Origin of the sequence: Crossiella sp. S99.2 (genome assembly GCF_023094165.1) — a bacterium.
GTDB lineage: Bacteria > Actinomycetota > Actinomycetes > Mycobacteriales > Pseudonocardiaceae > Crossiella.
Map to the genome: position 1 here is coordinate 1,237,504 of NZ_JALMDK010000001.1, position 19,387 is coordinate 1,256,890.

The following is a 19,387-nucleotide window of genomic DNA, read 5'->3' on the forward strand; positions in this document are numbered from 1 at the left end:
ATGACTGCGCTGGATGTGGAGCACGCAGCGGTGCTGGAACACCTGGTCGACGTGCGGCCGCACCGGCACCCCGCTGGCACCGTGTTCGACGTCGGCACGGTGGCAGGCCACCCCGGGCACCGCGTCGCGCTGACGATGACCGGGGCGGGCACCACCGCCGCCGCCACACTCACCGAGCGTGCCAACGCCGAGTTCGCTCCCACAGCCATGGTGTTCGTCGGCGTCGCGGGCGGCCTGCGCGACTGGCTGGCGATCGGTGACGTCGTCGTGGCCACCAAGATCTACTCCTACCAAGGCGGGCGTAGCGAGAACGACGAGTTCCTGGTGCGCCCCTCCGCCTGGTCCGTCGCACACCGCCTCGACCAGGAGGCCAGAAGACTGCTGCGCGGCAACGCCTGGCACTCGTTCCTGCCCGACCGAACCGAGAATGACCCCCCGGTCGCCTACTTCGAGCCCATCGCGGTGGGCGACGTCGTGCTCAACTCCCGCACCTCTGAGCTGGCCCGCAGGCTGCACACCTCCTACAACGACGCGGTCGCCATCGAGATGGAGGGCTCCGGCTTCGCCCACGCGGCCCACCTGGGCGACCAGGTGCGCGCGGTGTCAGTGCGCGGCATCAGCGACCACGCCGACGGCGGCAAGGCCGCGGCGGACCGCTCAGGCGGCCAGCGGCTCGCGGCCCGCAACGCCGCGGCATTCGCCATCGCCCTGATCACCGCACTCGAACCGGACGAGGACACCCCCGGCGGCGAGGAGCCGCCGCCACCCGCGGTCCCGGTCATCCACAACACGAACACCGCGCGGGACAACGCCCGCGTGGGCCAGCAGATCGGCGTCAACTTCGGCTCCGCCCGGCGATTCCCATGACCGAGGACACGACCAGCGCCTACATCGACAACCAGAACATCGCCTCCGACAACGCCCACGTCGACCAGCAGATCGGCGTGCAGAACGTCGAGAGCGTCTACCACAACGCGACCATCTACACCGTCAGCGAGAGCGACACCGCCGAGCGCAAGCACGAGGTCGCACTCGCCTACCTCACCGGCGGCGTCCCGCGCCGCGCCGAGGACCTGTTCAGCGCACTTGTCTTCAACGATCACCAGTCGACCGAACGCACCTACTACTACGTGCTCTCGGTGCTCAGCGAACGTGGCTTCGGAGACCTCACAGCGGAACTGGTCACCAGCATCCGCGACACCTGGAAGATCTGCGCGTCCCTGCCGGAAGACGACTGGACACGAGCCCACCACGTCGTCCGGAGCCTCCTCGATCACGTCCAGTCGAACAACGGCGACGGCTCGTTCACGGCGGTCACCGCTTTCGGTGGACTGCCGGCCGAGCGGCAGGACGAGATCAGCAGACACCTGTCGCTGTTGGTCGGCGGTGTCGTCGAGCAGCGGTTGGACGTCGAGCGCAAGCACAAGGTCGGTGCCGAGCGTTTCTCCAGGAACCGTATTGAGCGGGCGCGAAAGTTCTTCGAGCCCGATCCCGCGGCGCCCACCCGGTACCAGCCCCGGATGGCCCTCCCGAACTTCAACGACCGCAGATCCGCGGTCATCGGGGGCCTGATCGCGGTGCTGGCATTCGGTGGCCTGTTCTTCGGCCAGATGACACTTCCCTTCTGGGGCGGGGTGCTGCTGCTGGCGGCGGGCTGCTCCGTCATGGCCCGCTACGGCATTGAGCACACCGCGCACCTGCTGCACGCCGCACGCCGACGCGACGCCGCCGACCCCGAAGACAAGTGGGGTGGACCGACACCGGTGGACAAGCTCATCGAACGCTGCTTCCGTGACGCGCGTCCCGAGTACGCCCCGGACTGGCCGCGATACGCCGCCGGGTACCGCGCACGCCTCAAAGAGAGGTTCAATGCCCAGCTCCGGTACCGCGATCAACCCGTCAACCAGCTGAAGTGGTTGTTCGACTGGCACGCGCAGCGGGTCGCCCAACGGTGGCCCTACCACGACCCGCACGTCCAGCCGGAACCCGCTGCCCGTGGCGACGCCCGTCGGTGGCAGGCCGCTGGTGTCCTGGTGACCGTGGCCGGCCTGGCCCTGCTACTTGTGGCGCAGCGCTGGCAGGTCGTGCCGCTCGCGGTGGGTGGCTGGTTCGCGCTGCCCGCGCTGCTGGAGGTCATCGCCGCTCGCCGCGCCGCCCTGCTCCCGATCAAACAGGCCGATGCGCTCTTCGCCGAGGAGATGGCCGAGTATCGCCGGTGGCTTGAGGAACTGGCTGACCGCCCGACCGACAGCGAGCTGGCCCGCTGGCTGGCGCTGGACAAGGCACACCTCAAGGCAGAAGCGCTGCGCGGAGGCAACATCGCCGAGCAGGACCTCGTCTCGCACGTGGTCATCAACCACCATGCGCCGGGCGCCCGGCGCGGGGCGGTGCCCCACGGGCCACCGCGTTACACGGCGTACTTGGTCACCGTCATCCTGCTGACCCGGTACGGCATCCGGGCCTCGCGGGTGTACCTGAACTTCACCACCGGCGAGGTCAAGAACGAGAACTGGGACGTCTTCGGGTACGACCGCATCGCGTCCGCCTCGCTGCGCATGCTCGAGAAGACGGTCAGGAAGGGCCCCGGCGAGCCTGGGCACAAGGTTCGTTACCGGGAGTTCCGGCTCCGCCTGCTGGACGGCGCGGAGATCATCAAGGTCAATGAGCGCCTCGACTCCGAGAGCGACACCGAGGTCGACGACGAGGCTGAGCTGGAGCGACTCGCCGCGGCGACCTCCGGGATGGACACGGCCCTCCCCGTTCTGGAGGCCGTGGCCCACCAGGGCCGTGCCTGGATCGACCTCGAACGCGGCCGCCGTGACCTGTGGTCACGTACCTGGTCGGACTGACGTGCGCCCGGCCGGCGCACCGGCCAAGCGGGCCGCGCCCCGCGGCGCCCAGCTGGACATCCCTCGCACGCACGGAGTCAGCACCGGAGGAGTGAGGACGAGCAGATGAGCCGAACCCAAGTTGGCGGGACTACGGCAGAAAACGCGGTCAGGGATGTCCTGTTAGCGGAGTACGACGCCCTCAAAGCAGAGCAGACGTCGCGGATCGTGTTGCGGGACCGGTTGATGTATGCCGCACTCGCCGCCCTCATAGCGACGCTGGCACTGGTGGTCCAACCAGCCGGACGGCCGCACCTTCTCCTGTTGCTGCCCTTGGTATGCGTCGTCCTGGGGTGGACCTACCTCGCCAACGACGAGAAGATCTCGGCGATTGGCAGGTACCTGCGTCGACACCTGGCCCCCGCGTTGGTGGCGCCCGATGGTCGCTCGGGCGGGGTGCTCGCCTGGGAGTCCGTCCACCGGTGCGGCCCGCTGCGGCGACTCGACAAGTTCACGCAGCTGGCAGTGGATCTGCTGATGTTCGTGGTCCCATCGCTGTTGTCGACCGCGCTCTACTGGGCCGCCGAGGACGTGCGCGCGGACCTGCTCGCCGTGTCGATCATCGAGGCGCTGGTCACCCTGGTGTTCGCGACCCGTGTTGTCGCCGCCGCCGATCTGTCCATCAGGGGGCAGGAGCGGATGGCACCGCCACCTGCTCAGCCCTGACCAGGGCGCACCTTCGGGAACTGCTCGACACCTCCCGCCTGTTCGCCGAAGGCCGCGACGGCGCCGCGATCACCAGCACCGGCACGCCGATGTTGGGGCCGTTGTCGCATTTCGTGATCAGGAGGAGGGATATCGTTGGTGAGTCGCCCGCGCAGGGAATATGACACCCCGCGTGTGTTCACCCGCCAGGGCAAGCCCGGCGTGCACCTGCCGGGCGTGCCCGAAATAGGGTGACCAGCAGGAAGACCCCGGCCTTCGGGTCGCCACCCTTTGACGAACGAGGACACCCCCTACTGATGGCAGTGACCCAGCAGGAGATCGAGAACCGGTTGTGGGACGCCGCCGACGAGCTGCGCGTGGCGATGCCCGAAGCGCAGTACTCGTCGGTCGTCTTCCCGTTGATGTTCTGGAAGTACCTGTCGGACACCTGGGAGCACCACCACCAGGAGTTCCTGGCCGACAACTTCCTGGATGACAACGAGGGCCTGGACGCTCTCTCCGATGAGGAAGCCCACGAGATCGAGTACCGCGACTACCAGCTGTTCGAGATCCCGTTCATCCACCCCGGCACCGTCCGGGAGCGTCGTGCCTCCTGGTCGTCCATCCTCGCCACCATCACCCAGCCCGGTCTCGGCCAGCGGGTCCGTTCCTCCCTGCAAGCCATCGAAACGGCCAACCCTGACAAGTTCTCCCGCCTGTTCGGGTCCATGACCTGGACCTCCGAAGAGGTGCTGCCGGGGGAGGTGCTGGCGGCGGTCATGCAGACGATGGACCGCACCCCGAAAATGCACGAGGGCAACATGTCCCACGACGTGCTCGGCGGAGCGTACGAGTACCTGCTGAAGCGGTTCTCCGACGGGTCCGGCACTCGCGCCGGCCAGTTCTTCACTCCGCGCGAGGTCGTCGAACTGATCGTCGAGATCCTGGACCCCAAGGGCTTTGAGTCGGTCTACGACCCGACCTGCGGGTCGGGCGGCATGCTCATCGCGTCGGCGAACCTCCTGAAGGCCCGCGGCGGGCGGGGCTACACGCTCAAGCTGCACGGGCAGGAGGCAGTACCGGACACAGCGGGTGTGGCACGCATGAACCTCTTCATGCACAACCTCACCCAGTTCCAGGTCGAGATCGGCGACACCCTGAAGGACCCGCGCTTCAAGAAGTCGGATGGGTCCGTCGAGCAGTTCGATGTGATCGTCGCCAACCCGCCCTACAGCCTGAAGTGGAAGCCCTGGGCCAAGGATCCGCGGGCCCTCGGCGGTGTCGCCCCGCAGTCGACGGCAGACTGGGCGTTCGTGCAGCACATGATTGCCAGCATGGGCCCGAAGAAGGGCCGTGCCGGCGTCGTCTTGCCCCACGGCGTCCTCTTCCGCGGCGGCCAGGAAGCCGCCATCCGCCAGCGTGTCCTGGACGACGACCTCTTGGAAGCCGTGATCGGTCTGCCGGCGAACCTCTTCTATTCGACTTCCATCCCGACCTGCATCCTTGTGCTCCGTGCCCCAGGCACCAAGGCAGAGGAGCGCCGGGACGGGGTGCTGTTCATCGACGCCTCAACCCGATTCGCGAAAGCCAAGAACCGCAATATCCTCACCGAGGCGGACATCGCCGGTGTCGTGACCGCCTATCATGCGAAATTCGACACCGACGGGAACCCTTTCGATCCCGACGGCGATGGCGGACTCGCGGTCCGGTTTGTCCCCACCGCAGAGATCACGGCGAACGGGTACGACCTCAACATCGGGCGGTACATCAAGCAGGTCGCCGCTGAGCAGGAAGACCTCGGCACCCTCATTGACGCCTACAACATCGCCCGTGCTGAGCGCCAGAAGTCCGAACAGCGGATGCTCGCTGTCCTCGCCGCCGCCGGGATCGAGGGCTTCGATGCGTGACGGCTATCCGCTTCGTCCGCTGGGAGAGGTGATGCGCCTCGACATCCAGCGCACACCGATGATGCCTGCAACCACCTATCGTCTGGCTGGAGTCCTGAACGCAGGAAAGGGGCTTATCAGTAAAGGTGAACTCGACGGCGGAGACACGGAGTACGCGGCAATGAACGTGCTGCGCGTCAACCAGGTCGTGATGCGAAAACTGACCGCGTGGGAAGGCCCGATCACCGTAGTGTCGGCCGAGTTCGACAGATTCGTCGTCAGCAACGAGTTCCCAACGTTCACGCTTGGCCCAGAACTAGTGCCCGACTGGATGAGGCACGTTTGCCGCTCACCGCGACTATGGGCAGAAATGAAGAACCGAGTGAGCGGGACAGTCCAGCGGCGCAAGCGCCTCAACCCAGAGCAACTTTTGCAGATCCAATTTCCAATCCCGCCCCGCGATGTACAAGTACGGATCGTTGAGGTACTCGACGCAGTTGATGATCAGATCATCGCGCTCGATAGTGAAGCAAATGCTGCCGAGGCGGCAGCTGGCGCAATTGCAGAGTCGATTCTGGATCATTACGCTCGTGTCCGGATCGGAAACTACCTTGATCGCATCGAGGGTGGCCGTAGTCCGCGGGCGGTCGATACTCCACCCGCAGAAAACGAGAAAGGCGTCCTAAAGGTCAGTGCGGTCGCGGCCTTCCATTTTGCGGCAGACGAGTCCAAGAAACTCGCTCCGGGAACGGAGATGTCAGAGTCCGCCGAGGTGCGGGCAGGAGACGTCCTGGTCACTCGGGCGAGTGGAACCATCAACCGTGTCGGTGCGGCCTGTCGCGTCCCCTCGGACGTTAGGGGTGGTCTATACCTGAGCGACAAGACCCTTCGTATGGTTCCTGCCGATGGCATTGACCCGGACTTCCTGGTTATCGCCATGGCGCTTTCGACGGTGCGGAGGCAGATCGCTATGGCTGCGTCCGGCTCAGCTTCTATGAAGAACATCAGTCAGTCGAAAATCGCTGAGCTCAAAGTGCCGAGGCCCGAACTGGCTGAGCAGCGCAAGGTTGCTTCGATGATTCTTTCGATGTATTCATTCGGAGCTGTTTCTCGAGCAGAGGCCAATAGGCTTCGCCAGGTCCGTGCTGCTCTGCTGTCGGGCCTGCTAGATCGCACCATCGATATCGAGTCCGCGGAGTTGGAGGTCTGAGCCGTGGTGAAGGGCATTCGGGAGCGTGAGTTCCAGAACCTGATGATCCAGTGGTCCCTTCCGCTGGGCTGGGGTTTCGCAGCGGGCAGGTCGCTGCCGCGGGAGACGACGCAGACGGTGGTCGCCGGCCAGCTGCGGGACGCCATCGTCCGGCTCAACCCTGGGCTAATCGGCGGGTTCGACGTGGACGCGGTGGTCGAGGAGATCGTCGCTACGGTCAACGCCGTCGAAGGCGGGCTGGTGCGGGCCAACGAGCAGGTGCTGCACCTGCTGCGCGGGCTCAAGGAGTTCCGGGACGCCGACGGCGTGTGGCACGCCCTGAAGGTCATCGACTTCGAGCACCCGACCACCAACACGCTGGTCGTGTCCGACGAGGTGACCATCACCGTCCCCGGCAAGACCTCCCGCCGGTTCGACCTCGTGTACTGGGTCAACGGCCTGCCGCTGGTAGTGGTGGAGGTGAAGTCACCGACCGCGAAGTCCGGCTGGGCCGACGCCGCCCGCGAGATCAACGACGTGTACGCCGCCGAGTACCCGTGGTTCTTCACCCCCAACGTCTTCGCCGTCGCCTCCGACGGGCTGAAGCTGCGGTTCGGCGCCGCAGGCGCGCCCACGAACCTGTGGCAGCCGTTCCGGTCCACCGCCGACGACGAGAACCTGTCCGGGCAGGCCGACGTGAGGCGCTCCGTCGAGCTGCTGATGAACCCGGCCACGATCCTGGACATGCTCGCCAACTTCGCCCTCTTCGACACCTCCGGGGGTGGCGCGGACAAGAAATACCTGCCCCGCTACCCGCAGATGGAGGCCGCGCACCTGATTCACGAGCGGATCCTGGCGGGCGGGTCGAAGGGCCTGATCTGGCACCACCAGGGGTCCGGGAAGACGCTGCTGATGGTCTTCGCCGCCTCGCTGCTGCTGGCCGACACCCGCACCGAGTCGCCCACAATCATCCTGCTCTCGGACCGGACCCAGCTCGTCCGGCAGACCTCCGGGGTGTTCACCTCCGCGATGGGGGACGCCTACTTCCACCAGCCCGCCACCAGCCAGGAGCTGCGTTCCCTGCTGGCCGACGACGTGCGCGGCGTCATCTCCACGACCGTGCACAAGTTCGCCGACGCCGGCAAGAACCTGTCGACCCGGGACAACGTCATCGTGCTGGTCGACGAGGCACACCGCACCCAGTCCGCCAGGTCGAAGTCCCTGGCCGGGCAGATGCGTGCGGCGTTGCCGCACGCGAAGTTCTTCGGCATGACCGGCACGCCTGTCCGGAATCTCGCCACCGACACCTTCGCCCTCTTCGGCGAGGAGACCGACCCGGGCAGGGTGCTGCACCGGTACTCGGTGTCCCGGTCTCTGCAGGATGAGGCGACCGTCCCGGTCATGCTGGACCCGCGCCCGGTCTCCTTCGAGATGAACGACCAGGCGTTGCAGGCCGAGTTCGACCAGTTCGCCGATGGCTTCTACCTCGACGACCCCGATCGTGAGGCCCTGTCCCGTAAGTTCGGGCGACTCACCTCGGTGTTCGCCAACCCTGACCGCATCCACGCGGTCTGCCAGGACATCGTGGATCACTACCTGGCCGGCGCCTACCGCAACGGCCTCAAGGCCCAGGTCGTCGCCTACAACCGGGATCTGGCCGTGGCGTACACGGACAAGATCAACGATTTGCTGGGCGGCTTCGAGGCGTCACGCGTGCTCGCTGAGGTCGAGAAGCATGACCGGATCACCGCCGAGGTGAACATCTCCGTCTCGGACGCCAAGGACGAAGACCCCGCCATGCGGAAGTTCCAGCTCTCGGAGGCCGAGGAGGAGGAACAGAAGCGGCGGTTCCTCGCCCCGGATGACCCGCTGTGTTTCCTGGTGGTGACCGCGAAGCTGATGACCGGTTTCGACGCCCCCAACGAGGGTGTCCTCTACCTGGACAAGCCGCTGAAGGCGCACAACCTGTTCCAGACGATCACCCGCCCGAACCGCACCTGGGTGTCCCCGGCCGGGTTCGTGAAGACCTCCGGCGTGATCGTGGATTACATCGGCCTGGCCGAAGAGGTCCAGCGGGCCGTCGTCGACCCCACCGCGGAGGGCGCGGGCAAGGGGGGCGGGTTCGTCACTGACCTGTCCGAGCTGGTCGCCGAGTTCCGCACCACCTTCGCCCGCATCGAAGACCTCCTCGTGGACGTGGACGGCCTGGACCTCACGGTCCACGGATACGAGTCCGTGCGAGCCATCAACGTCTTCCTGGACACCGACCCGGCCGCCGCCGCGGTGTTCACCAAGGACTACCGGCTGTTGGCCCGCCTGTACCCGCTGATCAACACCGACAAGCGGGTCGCCAAGTACCGGGACGGCTTCGGGCTGTTCGGGTCCGTGTACACGACGCTGTTCAAGAAGTCCTCCGACGAGGAGAGGAAGGAACGGCTCGGCGAGCTGGGGCCGATGGTCCTGGAAATCATCAATGCCCACATCCACTCCTTCTCCGTGGTCGCCTCCCAGGAGGAAGCCCTCGTCCTGGACTCCCAGGGCATCGCCGTCCTCAAGGAGCTGCTGGCCCTCGTCCGCCCCAAGCCCGGCAAGGACGACGGGGAGGACAGGACGCCGCCGTCCGCGGCGGAGATCCTGGATCGCATCAAGGCCGCCCTCGACAAGGGTGTCGAACCGGGGTCCGCGAAGTACACCGCCCTGGCGGAGCGGATCAGGCTGCTGCGGGACCGGATCGTGCAGAACGCCCAGGACGCCCTGGAATTCCTGTCCGAAGCACTCCGGGTCGCTCGCGCCATCGTGAACGCCGAGAAGCACCCCGACGTAGCCGTCGTCGTGCTGGATGACGACCACGTGGGTGTCCTGTCGCGGATCATCCGCGACCACGCGCCGCCCGGCTTCACCGTCACGGAGAGGAACCTGGCCGAGGAGATCGACCAGGTGGTCACCCGCACCCTCGCCCGGTCATGGGACAACGCCGACGCTCGCAACCGAGGCGTCCGCCGCGCCACCGCCGCGGTCTTCCGCCGGTACATGCTGAAGCCGGTGGGGGAGCCGTATGACTCCACCGTCGCCTACATCGAAGCCCACTACCTCGTTGACTGACCACTGCGCGACGAGGCCCGGCAACCTGCGTCGGTTGCCGGGCCTCGTCGCGCAGCCGGGGTCTTGATCTATCCCCTGAACCACACCTGAACGACCGAGTGAGGTGTTCTCAGCGGTCGGATCCTGGCGCCTCCGCGGCACCGGGGATCCAGCAGTAGAGCTGCTCGTCCGCGGCTCGTGCTCGTTGGGCGAGATGCACCAGTTCGCGGACGATCGTCAGCATGCTGTCGGGGTCCGTGTCCTGGAAGTGGGTGAACACCGTGGCCTTGGACCACTGCGCCGCGATCTGCGTCTGCTGTTCCTCCCGGATGGCGGCCAGGCTGTCCCGGGTGGCGATACCCAGTTCCTGCAGGCCCGGGCCTGGCTCCCGCCAGGAGGAGTCCTCGGGCAATGCCATGGCTTCCTCGATCGAGCGGGGCTCGGTCTCCGCTGGGGGCCACACACTGACGATCCGGGACAATCCAAGATGCCACCGCACGCCCTGTGCGAGCGCCACCAGCTCACCCAGGGCCAGGTTCGGCTCGACCGCGTGTGCGGTCACGCCGTCGAACGCCGCGACTCCGGCGGCGTCCTTGGTGAGTGGACCGGCGGGCAGGCCGAGCGAGCGCCCGGCGTCGCCCTGGTCACGGGCGCGGAAGTACACGAAGCCGTGTCCGTGGACCGTACGGCGGTCGATGGCCAGATTCGGGAGTTCGATCCCGGCGGAATCTCCGGCTTGTTCGAGGTTCGCCTTGGCTGCGAGGAGCACCTCGCGCAATCGACCGAATGTCTTCGCTGTCTCGGGGGAGCGGGCGCTGAACATTTCCGGGCCGAAGAACAACTGGTGCTGACCGTAGTGCACGCTGTTGCGCGCCGTCTCCAGCTTTCCTCTGACTACATCCCGGTCGGCCTGGTGCCACTGATCGACCTCGGCGAAGGCCGCGGCGAGGATCCGTTCCGCCTCGGGCAGGTACAGGTATTGTTCGCCAGTGGGCAGTCGCTGGGCGGTCAGGTCGACGCCGCCTATGAAGCCTACCCACTCCAGGGTGGCGCCGGAGAAATCGTTGCCGGTGTAGATGTTCTCCTTTCTGCCTAGCTGGCCATGGGCTTCCTTGTCGAGTGCCCGGTTGAAGTTGATCTCGCGGAGGGTGCCGGTGAAGACGCAGTCGATGAACTCGGCGTCGTTGCAGAGCCACTTCTCCAGCCGGACATTCCGGAACGAGCACCGGATGAACCGGGCGCGCCCCGGGATGAGCGCCCGGATGTGGGAGCCGTCGAAGCTGCAGTCAATGTAGTCCGTCGACTTCTTGCCCGCGCCAAAGCAGAAATCCTTGACCCGAAGGTTCTCGAACTTGCACCGCTCGAACCGGGACTCCACGACTTCCCACACTTGGCTCCGGTGTCCGGAGAAGTCGGCGTCCTTGACGTTCTTGCTGGTTATCAGCAGGCGCCCGGCCTCGATCTTGCCTATGTTCATTGGATCCTGCTCGATGTCATCGGAGTCCCATGCCGTACGGGATACTGTACGCGATGTAGGCCGCTCCAGGGTAGGCGCCACCGCGAAGGATGTGCCGAGTGATCTGGGCATCCGTGGTCAGCTCGACGTAGGTTCGGGTCTTCGTGTCGTAGAAGTCGGGATGCCAAGAGGCCGCATACCTGAACCGGCCCGGATATTCATTTCTCAGTGCCTCCGCGACGGCTCGATGGACCGCGGTTCCGGCGTACCGGCGCCACAATGCCGCCCGTGCCTCGTAGGGAAGACTGTTGAAGTAGTCCAACTCAGCCCTGGTGAGATGTCTCTCCATGAGGACATTCGCGTCAACGTTGACGACCCGCTCGGTGGCCTTGCGGACGATCTCCGCGGATTCCGCCTTGTGTTCTGTCATGCCCCGTGGCGCGGCTCGCCACACCGCCGCCGCGGACATTGCGGCGAGGATCTGGTTGCAATCGCCTGGGCGGGCCTGGCACATCCGCTCCGCGTACTCATCGAGCGCCATCGCCCGCAGGTGCGGCGGCAGCCCATTCGGGCCGACCATGTCCTCGAAGTTCGCCGAGTTGTAGCGTGCGGCCAACTCCTTCTTGATGTCGTCCTCGGTCTGTGCCCACGGCGGACGTGTTGAGCCTGCCTTGCGTTTCTGCTCATCGGCGGCGCGTTGACGCTCGGCCACCACGCGCCACGCCTCGTTGGCGGCAGCGGCTGCGGCGTCCCGGTCCTTGCCGGCGGCGATGGCGGCTTCCCTGGCCCTGTTGGCCTCCTGGGTGGCTTCAGCCGCGAACTGCTGTGCCCGTGCGGCCGACGCGGTCGCCGCGGCCGCTGACTGAGAAGCCCACTGCGCGTCGCGCTGGGCATTGACCGCGGCCTCACGGGCACTTCGCGCTGAGGCGGCTGCCCGGTTGGCCGATTCCTGGGCCTGCTCGGCGGACTGCCGGGCCTGGGCGGCGTAGCCCGCGGCCTCGTTGGCCGCTTCCCGTGCTCGTCGCGCGTGCTCGTCGGCCTCGGCGGCGGCGTTGCGTGCGATCGCGGCCGCGCGGGCGGCTTCCGCCGACTTCTCCCGTGCGTTGGCGGCCGACCGTGCGGCGTCGGCGACAAAACGATGAACCTCGGCGACGTGCGAGCCGGCTTCCTGATCACGCTGACGGGCCTTGTGCTGCCCCACCCGGACGAAGTCCTTGCGGTAAGTCGGGGGACCAGCGAGCGCGACCCGGGCCGCGGCTTTTACCTCGGGACCGCCCGCATCGAGAATCTGCACGACCTGGATCTCATGGTCCTGCTCGGCCGCCACGTGCTGACCGGTGGCCAGGAACGCGCGGCGGTCCTCGACAGTGCCGTTGAGAGCGGCCCGGCCGCTCTCCTTGGCCTGCGGGCCGCCGGTGTTCATGATCTGGGCGATCTTGACCTGGTCGTCGGCGTCCTTGCCCTCGTAGTCACGGGTGCGCAGGAACTCCAGCACCCCGGCGTAGGGACCGGCCAACGCGATCTCGGCGGCCTTCTTCTGCGCCGGGATCTCGGTGTGGTCGGCGATGTAGGCAACGCGGGAGCGGTCATCCTGCTCCGCGGCGAACGGGAGCTGGGTGTGCAGGAACCCCCGGACATCGGCCGCGGCGCCGACGAGTGCGGCTTCGGCGGTCTTCCTGCTCCACTGCCCACCGGCCTTGAGCACCCGGGCGGCGACCTTGCGCCCGTTGGCCAGCACCACGGAAGCGGGTGCCCCGGGAGCGGTCGCCTCGGCCAGCAACCGCTTGGTCTCCGCGTCCCGGTGGGCGGTTTCGGCCGCCTCCCAAGCCGCATCGGCCTTGCGTGTCTCGTGTTCCGCCTTGGCGTCCTCGGCCGTCAGCATGGCCTCGCCGGATTCCACGGTGAGCCGTTCCGCATCGGCCCTGCGCGCGTTCTCCTCGATCGTGGTGGCCTGCCTGGCGGCCGCGGCCGAGGCATCCGCGGCCACCTTGGCCGCTTCGGCGTGTTCGGTGGCTATCCTGGCCAGGTCCGCGGCCTGGCCGGCGTGCTCGGCCGCGTGAGCCGCGGCCAGCCCTGCCGCGTGGGCGTGTCCTGCGGCGGCATTCGCCGCCAGGTAGGCCTCATTCGCTGCGCGGCCCGCTTCCCGGGCCAGTGACTCGGCGACCCCGGCCGCGCGAGAAGCCTCACCTGCCTTGCGTTTGGCGTTGGCCGCGGCTTGTTTGGCGCGAGTGGCCTCGGCGGAAGCGACGTGTGAGTGGCTACCCGCCGCATGGGCGGCGTTGGCCGCCAGGTCGGCGTTCTGGCTGGCGTTCCTGGCGGCCCCGGCCGCCTTGCCCGCCTCCTCGGCCGCACGACCGGCGGCCTTGGCCGCTTCGGCGATCTGCTGAACCAGCTTGGCCATCGCGAGGGCCTCGTCCGAAGCCTTGCGCGCCGCGGCGGCTTGTTTGGCGTCACCCACCGCCGCGGTGGCGGCGTTGCGTGCGTTGGCCGCGGCCTGCCCGGCAGCCGAGGCGGCGGAGGCCGCCTTGGACGCGGCGTTGGCGGCCACCGCGGCAGCGTTATTGGCTGCCCGCGCCGCGGAGATCGCGGTCTTGGCGGCGTCGGCGGCGCGTTCGGCGGCATCCGCCGCGCGCGAGGCGGCGGCAGCGGCCTTGCCCGCCTGTTCCTTCGCCGCCGCGGTCTCGGCGGCGGCGATCTCCGCTGCCTGCTTGGCCTTCTCCGCGGCGTCGACAGCTCGTGCGGAGGCTTCCTTGGCCGCTTCGGTCTCCGCGGTCGCGCGCTGTTCGGCCGCCTTGGCGATCGCCGTCAGTTCGGCGACGCTGGCCCGTTCCTCGTCCCGGGCGCGTGCCACGTGCTGGCCTCGGGCCAGGAATTCCGCCACGTCCTCGTCGGTGCCGTTGAGCGCGGCCTTGGCCGCTGCCTTCACCGTGGGACCACCGGCGTTCATGATCTGGGCGACCAGCACCTGGTTGTCCGCCTGCCGGGCGGAGTGCTGGCCGTCGCCGAGGAACTGCCACACCTGCTGGGCGGTGCCGTTGAGCGCGGCCTTCGCCCCATCATGGACCGCGGGGCCGCCCGCGTTCATGACCTGGGCGAGCTGGACCTGGAAGTCGGCTTCCTGGGCGGAGTACTGCCCGGTGTCGAGGAAGGCGCGAACGTCCGCGGCCGACCCGGCCAACGCGGTCTTGGCGGCCGCGCGGACTCCGGGCCCGCCCCGGTGCATGATCTGGGCGACCGCGACCTGGTCATCGGCTTCCTTCGCCTGATGCCTGCCGGTTCGCAGAAACTCGGCGACGGCCTCGTCACTGCCCAGGAGCGCGGCCTCGGCCGCGTACGCCACACCGGGGCCACCAGTCTTCAACAACGTCAGCGCCTGGTCGCGATCTGTGGGCGCGGCGGCCTCAGCGCTGAGGGCCGGAGTGCCCTGGAGGCTGGCCACGAGGGCCAGTGCCGTCGCTGTCACGATCACCGCGCGCCCAGGCGCGACGGTTTCTCTTTTCCACTTCACCCTGTTCCTGTCCCTTCACCAACTGAGAGCTGGAATTTTCGCCACTTACCGGATCTTCGCGGCTAACCGCGCGGTCCGAGTGTGCAGAAAAGAATGAGGGCGCAGGAATTTAACAAGATCAGCGCATGGCGCGCGTGAATAGTGGTCATGCCCCCCGTGTCCCCCCTGTGCCTGCGGGCAAAGTGCCGCGAGCAGTGGCACACTAAGGCACATCCTTCTCGCTTGTCAGCCCGTTGCTCTGAACGAGGTACAGTCAGTCGATGTTACACACTGTGATCCTGGTCACAGTAATTTGATTGCAGTGGTGATTTATGCATAACGTCGAGTCCTCTCCTGTGGGGGGAGGGAAGCAGGGGCGCGACATCACCGCTCTGCATGGTTCTCGCAGCCATGTGGGTTGCTGATCTTGCGCTCGTCTTCCTTGAGGTCAGCATTTCAAGGGGAGAACTCGTGAGGCTTGTCCCGCGTCTGGCGACCCTAGGGGTCGTAGCCGTGTCTTCGCTGATCATCAGTGTTGACGAGGCGTCTGTCGCCGAACCCAGGGGCCCAGTGGCCGACGCGCCGAAGTTCATCGTAGAGAACTTCCAGCATCCTGCGGCCGATGCCATCCTGCGGGACCGTGGAATCGTCGTGCGCAAGGGCGACGGAAACATCCAGTCGGTTGAGTGCGTGAACGGCGAAGATCAGATCGTGGTCAAGGCGCGCAACGCGACCGGTCTGATCACCGCATGCTTTCGAGTCACCGCTCCCACTGGCTACCTGAGTGTGGAGATCCCGAAGGTCTTCTACATCCAGGCCGCCGGGCACGCCGTCAAGGCCAAGTTGAAGGTCAAGGAGCGAGAAGAGAACGTCAGTATCCCCAAGAACGAAGGAAAGTCCGTCGGTGAGGGGATCAGTGAGCCGAACGGACCTGCGACTCTTCTTGAGCTACGGGCCAGTTCCTGACCTCTCTATTCCTTCCTTTTGATGTCGACTGTTTCGCAGGGGGATCCGCTGTGTTCATGAATCGTTCGCTACCGGTGTCGGTCATCGGCGTGCTTGCCGCCGGCACCGCGGCCGTACTGCTCGCTCCCGCCTCCGCACAGGCCCTGAGCAACGGCTCACCCACCGCCAACGGCGCGTACTCCTTCACCGCGCGCCTGCAGATCGGTGGCCGAGCCTGTTCCGGCGCGCTGGTCGATCCCCAGTGGGTCGTCACCGCCGCCAGCTGCTTCGTCGCCGACCCGGCCCAGGGAATCCAGGTTCCGCCCGGCGCACCGCAGGAGCCCACCACAGTCACCTTCGGCACCGGTGCGAGCCAGCTGACCGTCGAGGCATCCGAGGTGGCCGCGCGGCAGGACCGAGACCTGGCCATGGTCAAACTGGCCAATCCGGTCAACACCATCAGCCCGCTGGCCCTGAGCACCACAGCGCCCAAGGCGGGGGACAAGCTGCGGGTGAGCGGCTACGGCCGCACCCGGGACCAGTGGCGGCCCGACCCGGCCCACACCGCGGTGTTCACCGTCGACTCGGTCGACTCCGCCGCCACCAGCACCAGCCTGCCCATCAGCGGCTCGAGTTCGCCTGATGCCTCCACCTGCCAGGGCGACTCCGGCGGGCCCGCCTTCCGCGAGACCGACGGGCGCGTGGAACTGGTCGCGGTCAACAGCACCTCTTACGAGTTCGGCTGCATGGGGGAAACCGGCACCCGCAAGGGCGCGGTGGAGGCTCGTGCCGACAACGTCACCGCCTGGATCACCGAGCGCATCGTCAACGGCCGCGCCATCCCCGGCATCGTGCCGGGCGCGATCGTGGACTTCCGCGGCGTCCACTCCGGACGCTGCCTGGATGTGTACTTCGCCAGCTGGGAGAACGACGCCCGCACCGTGATCGCCAACTGCCACGGCCGGGCGAACCAGCAGTGGGAGGTCATCGAACGCGCGCAAAACGTCTACTCCCTCAAGAGCCTCAACGCCAAGAAGTGCCTGGAGGTCACCGGCGCCGCCACCCACGACGGTGCCCCCATCGGCCAGTTCGACTGCCGTGCCGACCTGACCCGCCAGCAGTGGGAACTCGTGCCGGCCAAGGACAACACCGTCGAACTCCGCAACAAGGCCACCGGCAAGGTCATCCAGCCCACGGGCGCCGGCGCCGGTGAGGGAACCGTCCTCGTGCAGGCGGAGAACCGGCACACCAGCGACCAGCAGTGGTCGGTCCGAGTAGTCGGCAAGGCCCGCCACGACCTGGTGAATCCGGCCGACCCGAACCGGTCGCTGCGGGTCACCAACGACGGCCTGGCCAACCACTACGCCCGACACGCCAACGGACTGGGCTGGATCGAGGTCATCAACGAGAACAGCCCGGAGCTGAACAAGGCCGACGCCACCTGGCGCATCCTGCCCGGCCTCGCCGACGGCAGCTGCTACTCCATCGCGGCGGTCAACGTCCCCAACGCCTACCTGCGCCATGCCCAGGGGCGGATCCGCTTGGACAACAACGACGGCAGCGCCCTGCTCGCCGCTGACGCCACCTGGTGTGCCCGGGACGGTCTGAGCGGCCGCGGGGTGTCCCTGGAATCCTGGAACCTGCCGGATCGGTTCATCCGCCACGCCCAGGGCCAGCTGTGGTCGGCCCAGAACGGCGGCGGCCAGTGGTGGGAGAACCCCGAATCCTTCGCAGCGGACACCAGCTGGGAAGTCGTTGCCCCGCTGAAGAAGTAGCTCAGAGCACCGTGTTGCGGCCGCCTGAGCCTGCTGTGGGTTTCAGGCGGCCGCAACACGGTGGGCACCTTGGTTGCCGGACCGGCCGCTGGACCTGGCGCAACGTGGAGCCGCAGGCCGGTTGCAACGCTGCTGGGCACCGCTGGACGGCACCCACGCCGACAGTGTGGGAGCAGGGGTTCGAATCCGCTCAGCTCTACTCGGTTGAGATAGCCCCAGAAGCCCTGTCTGACACGGTCCACAACGGTGCGCCCCACGCCCATGGGAATGTTCCGGAGTACATCATCAACCCGGTGCGATGCCGCGTACGCCCCACGTCCGTGGGGACGCCCGGTAGACACGAACCCCATGTGTTGAGGGCGTGGCCAGCCGCGATGGGCTCCGCCGGACTGGCCATGACACCAGCCCCAACCGAACGGGCAGGCGGAACTGCTCGCTCGGTGCTCCCTGAGCGCGGTGCCGCGAACCGACGTCCTTGACTGCGAATGAGGCTCGATCGGCTGACTGCAACTGGTGCGGGCAAGATGTTCCGCACTTGCGGAGCATCGGGGATTGGAGCAGGTGGATGCAGTTGGTGGAGTTGACGTCTGTCGACGGCACGCCACTTCGAGGTGCTGTGCACCGGCCGCAAGCTCAGCCGAGCCTCGGCACGGTACTCCTGTTGCACGGCATCACCGTCGACATGGACGAGGGCGGCATGTTCGTCCGGCTCGCCGACCGCTTGGCGGCCGCGGGTTGGACGGTGCTCCGAGTGTCCTTCCGCGGCCACGGCCGAAGCGGGGGAACACCCCGAGGGGTGACGATCGCCGGCGAGATGCTCGACCTGCAGACCGCGGTCGACTACGCCACGGTCCAGTTGTCCGGGCCGCTGTCGATCGTCGCATCGAGCTTCGGTGCGGTGCCCACCTCGCTGTCATTGCCGTGGATGGCTGATCGGCTCGACCGGGTGGTCCTGTGGAACCCGGTCCTGGACCTCCGGCGGACCTTCGTAGAGCCAGAACTGCCGTGGGGGAAGGAGAACTACAGCAGCGAGCAGCAGAAGCTGTTGACAACACAGGGTTTCCTGCTCGTCGACGGCGCGTTCGAGCTTGGCCGGGTGCTGTTCGAGGAGTTCCGCCGCTACCACCCCTTCGAGGAGTTCGTGGCCAGCTCGGTGCCGTCGTTGGTGGTGCACGGAGACCGGGATTCCGCGGTCTCCTACGACATCGCCCGGCAGGCCGCCGCGGCGAAGCCTTCATGCGCATTCCATACCGTGGTCGGCTCCGATCACGGATTCGACTCGCGTGAGCGGGAGGACGAGGCGATCACCGTGACGGTGAACTGGCTGACCGGGAACGGCGGGGGTGGCGAGTGAACGTGGAGTCCCTGTTGGCGCCGGTGCAGATCGCGGTGACCAGCATCGTCGGCCAGCACTGCACCCTCGGCTACCCGAAGGAGGCGCGCTTGCGGGCAGAGCAGGAACGGCCCGGTACCGCGCTGGTCGGTGCGCCCGTGTCGGTCGGCGAGCGCTGCCTGATCGCCAACCAGGTGGTGATCTACGAAGGGGTGCGGGTCGAGGACGACTGCGTGATCGAGGATCGGGTCCGGATCGGGTACGACTGCCGCGTTGGGCCGCGGAGCCGCCTGATGTACGGGGCCTATGTCTGCGACCGGGTGGTGGTCGGGGCGGAGGTCCGGCTGGCGGGGTTTGTGTGCGACGGCACCATGATCGGCGACCGCGCCACGGTGATGGGCGACTTGGTGCACGAGTACGCCCAGCCGCATCGGGACTGGTGGGAGGTTGACGAAGCCCCGCCGGTGATCGAGGCAGACAGCGTGGTCGGGTACGGCGCCCGGGTGGTCGGTGGGGTGCGCATCGGTCCGCGGAGCTACGTCGCGGCCGGTTCAGTGGTGACGAAGGACGTGCCGCCGGAGCACGTGGTGACTGGCGTCGACGTGCAGACCCCGGCAGCGCAATGGCGAGGGCGGCGTCTTCAGGACCTCATCCGGCACTGGCAGGCCCGGCGAGCACCGGCTCCGCCCCGGTAGGTGCGGT

At 67.4% G+C, this 19,387-nt stretch carries 12 protein-coding genes; 10 read left to right on the forward strand and 2 right to left on the reverse strand.

Annotation, left to right across the window (positions count from 1 at the left end; translation table 11 throughout):
* The 6 genes from MZC64_RS05985 (at position 1) to MZC64_RS06010 (ending at position 9,710) form a co-directional block, all read left to right on the forward strand.
* On the forward strand, positions 1-867 hold the full coding sequence (locus MZC64_RS05985; protein WP_247756061.1) for a 5'-methylthioadenosine/S-adenosylhomocysteine nucleosidase: 867 nt from the start codon (positions 1-3) through the stop codon (positions 865-867).
* The gene (locus tag MZC64_RS05990; RefSeq protein WP_247756062.1) at positions 864-2,849 is read left to right on the forward strand and encodes a hypothetical protein; all 1,986 of its coding nucleotides are present in this window, start codon (positions 864-866) and stop codon (positions 2,847-2,849) included. Before MZC64_RS05985 ends, MZC64_RS05990 begins: the two co-directional genes overlap by 4 nt.
* A gap of 105 nt (positions 2,850-2,954) precedes the next feature.
* On the forward strand, positions 2,955-3,554 hold the full coding sequence (locus tag MZC64_RS05995; protein WP_247756064.1) for a hypothetical protein: 600 nt from the start codon (positions 2,955-2,957) through the stop codon (positions 3,552-3,554).
* Positions 3,555-3,856: 302 nt separating this feature from the next.
* Entirely contained in the window at positions 3,857-5,440 is a 1,584-nt protein-coding gene (locus MZC64_RS06000; protein WP_247756065.1) for a type I restriction-modification system subunit M, read from the forward strand.
* A 31-nt stretch (positions 5,441-5,471) separates the two neighbouring features.
* A complete protein-coding gene (locus tag MZC64_RS06005; RefSeq protein WP_247756067.1) occupies positions 5,472-6,629 on the forward strand; it encodes a restriction endonuclease subunit S in 1,158 nt (385 codons plus the stop codon).
* A 3-nt stretch (positions 6,630-6,632) separates the two neighbouring features.
* Positions 6,633-9,710, forward strand: coding sequence for an HsdR family type I site-specific deoxyribonuclease (locus MZC64_RS06010; RefSeq protein WP_247756069.1), 3,078 nt, complete (start codon positions 6,633-6,635; stop codon positions 9,708-9,710).
* 109 nt (positions 9,711-9,819) lie between these two features.
* On the opposite strand, the gene MZC64_RS06015 is transcribed toward MZC64_RS06010, so the two are convergent.
* Together MZC64_RS06015 and MZC64_RS06020 are read right to left on the reverse strand one after the other, a co-directional pair.
* Positions 9,820-11,247: a pentapeptide repeat-containing protein gene (locus MZC64_RS06015; RefSeq protein WP_247756071.1), complete on the reverse strand. Its 1,428-nt coding sequence runs from the start codon at positions 11,245-11,247 to the stop codon at positions 9,820-9,822.
* Positions 11,183-14,608: an ALF repeat-containing protein gene (locus MZC64_RS06020; RefSeq protein ID WP_247756072.1), complete on the reverse strand. Its 3,426-nt coding sequence runs from the start codon at positions 14,606-14,608 to the stop codon at positions 11,183-11,185. The genes MZC64_RS06015 and MZC64_RS06020 overlap by 65 nt, the downstream gene beginning before the upstream one ends.
* A gap of 537 nt (positions 14,609-15,145) precedes the next feature.
* Between MZC64_RS06020 and MZC64_RS06025 the strand changes: the two genes are divergently transcribed.
* The 4 genes from MZC64_RS06025 (at position 15,146) to MZC64_RS06040 (ending at position 19,380) form a co-directional block, all read left to right on the forward strand.
* Positions 15,146-15,598: a hypothetical protein gene (locus MZC64_RS06025; RefSeq protein WP_247756074.1), complete on the forward strand. Its 453-nt coding sequence runs from the start codon at positions 15,146-15,148 to the stop codon at positions 15,596-15,598.
* A 56-nt stretch (positions 15,599-15,654) separates the two neighbouring features.
* Positions 15,655-17,352: an AbfB domain-containing protein gene (locus MZC64_RS06030; protein ID WP_247756075.1), complete on the forward strand. Its 1,698-nt coding sequence runs from the start codon at positions 15,655-15,657 to the stop codon at positions 17,350-17,352.
* 565 nt (positions 17,353-17,917) lie between these two features.
* Positions 17,918-18,706, forward strand: coding sequence for an alpha/beta hydrolase (locus tag MZC64_RS06035; protein WP_247756076.1), 789 nt, complete (start codon positions 17,918-17,920; stop codon positions 18,704-18,706).
* 2 nt (positions 18,707-18,708) lie between these two features.
* Positions 18,709-19,380, forward strand: coding sequence for a DapH/DapD/GlmU-related protein (locus tag MZC64_RS06040; RefSeq protein ID WP_247797663.1), 672 nt, complete (start codon positions 18,709-18,711; stop codon positions 19,378-19,380).
* Positions 19,381-19,387 lie beyond the last annotated feature (7 nt).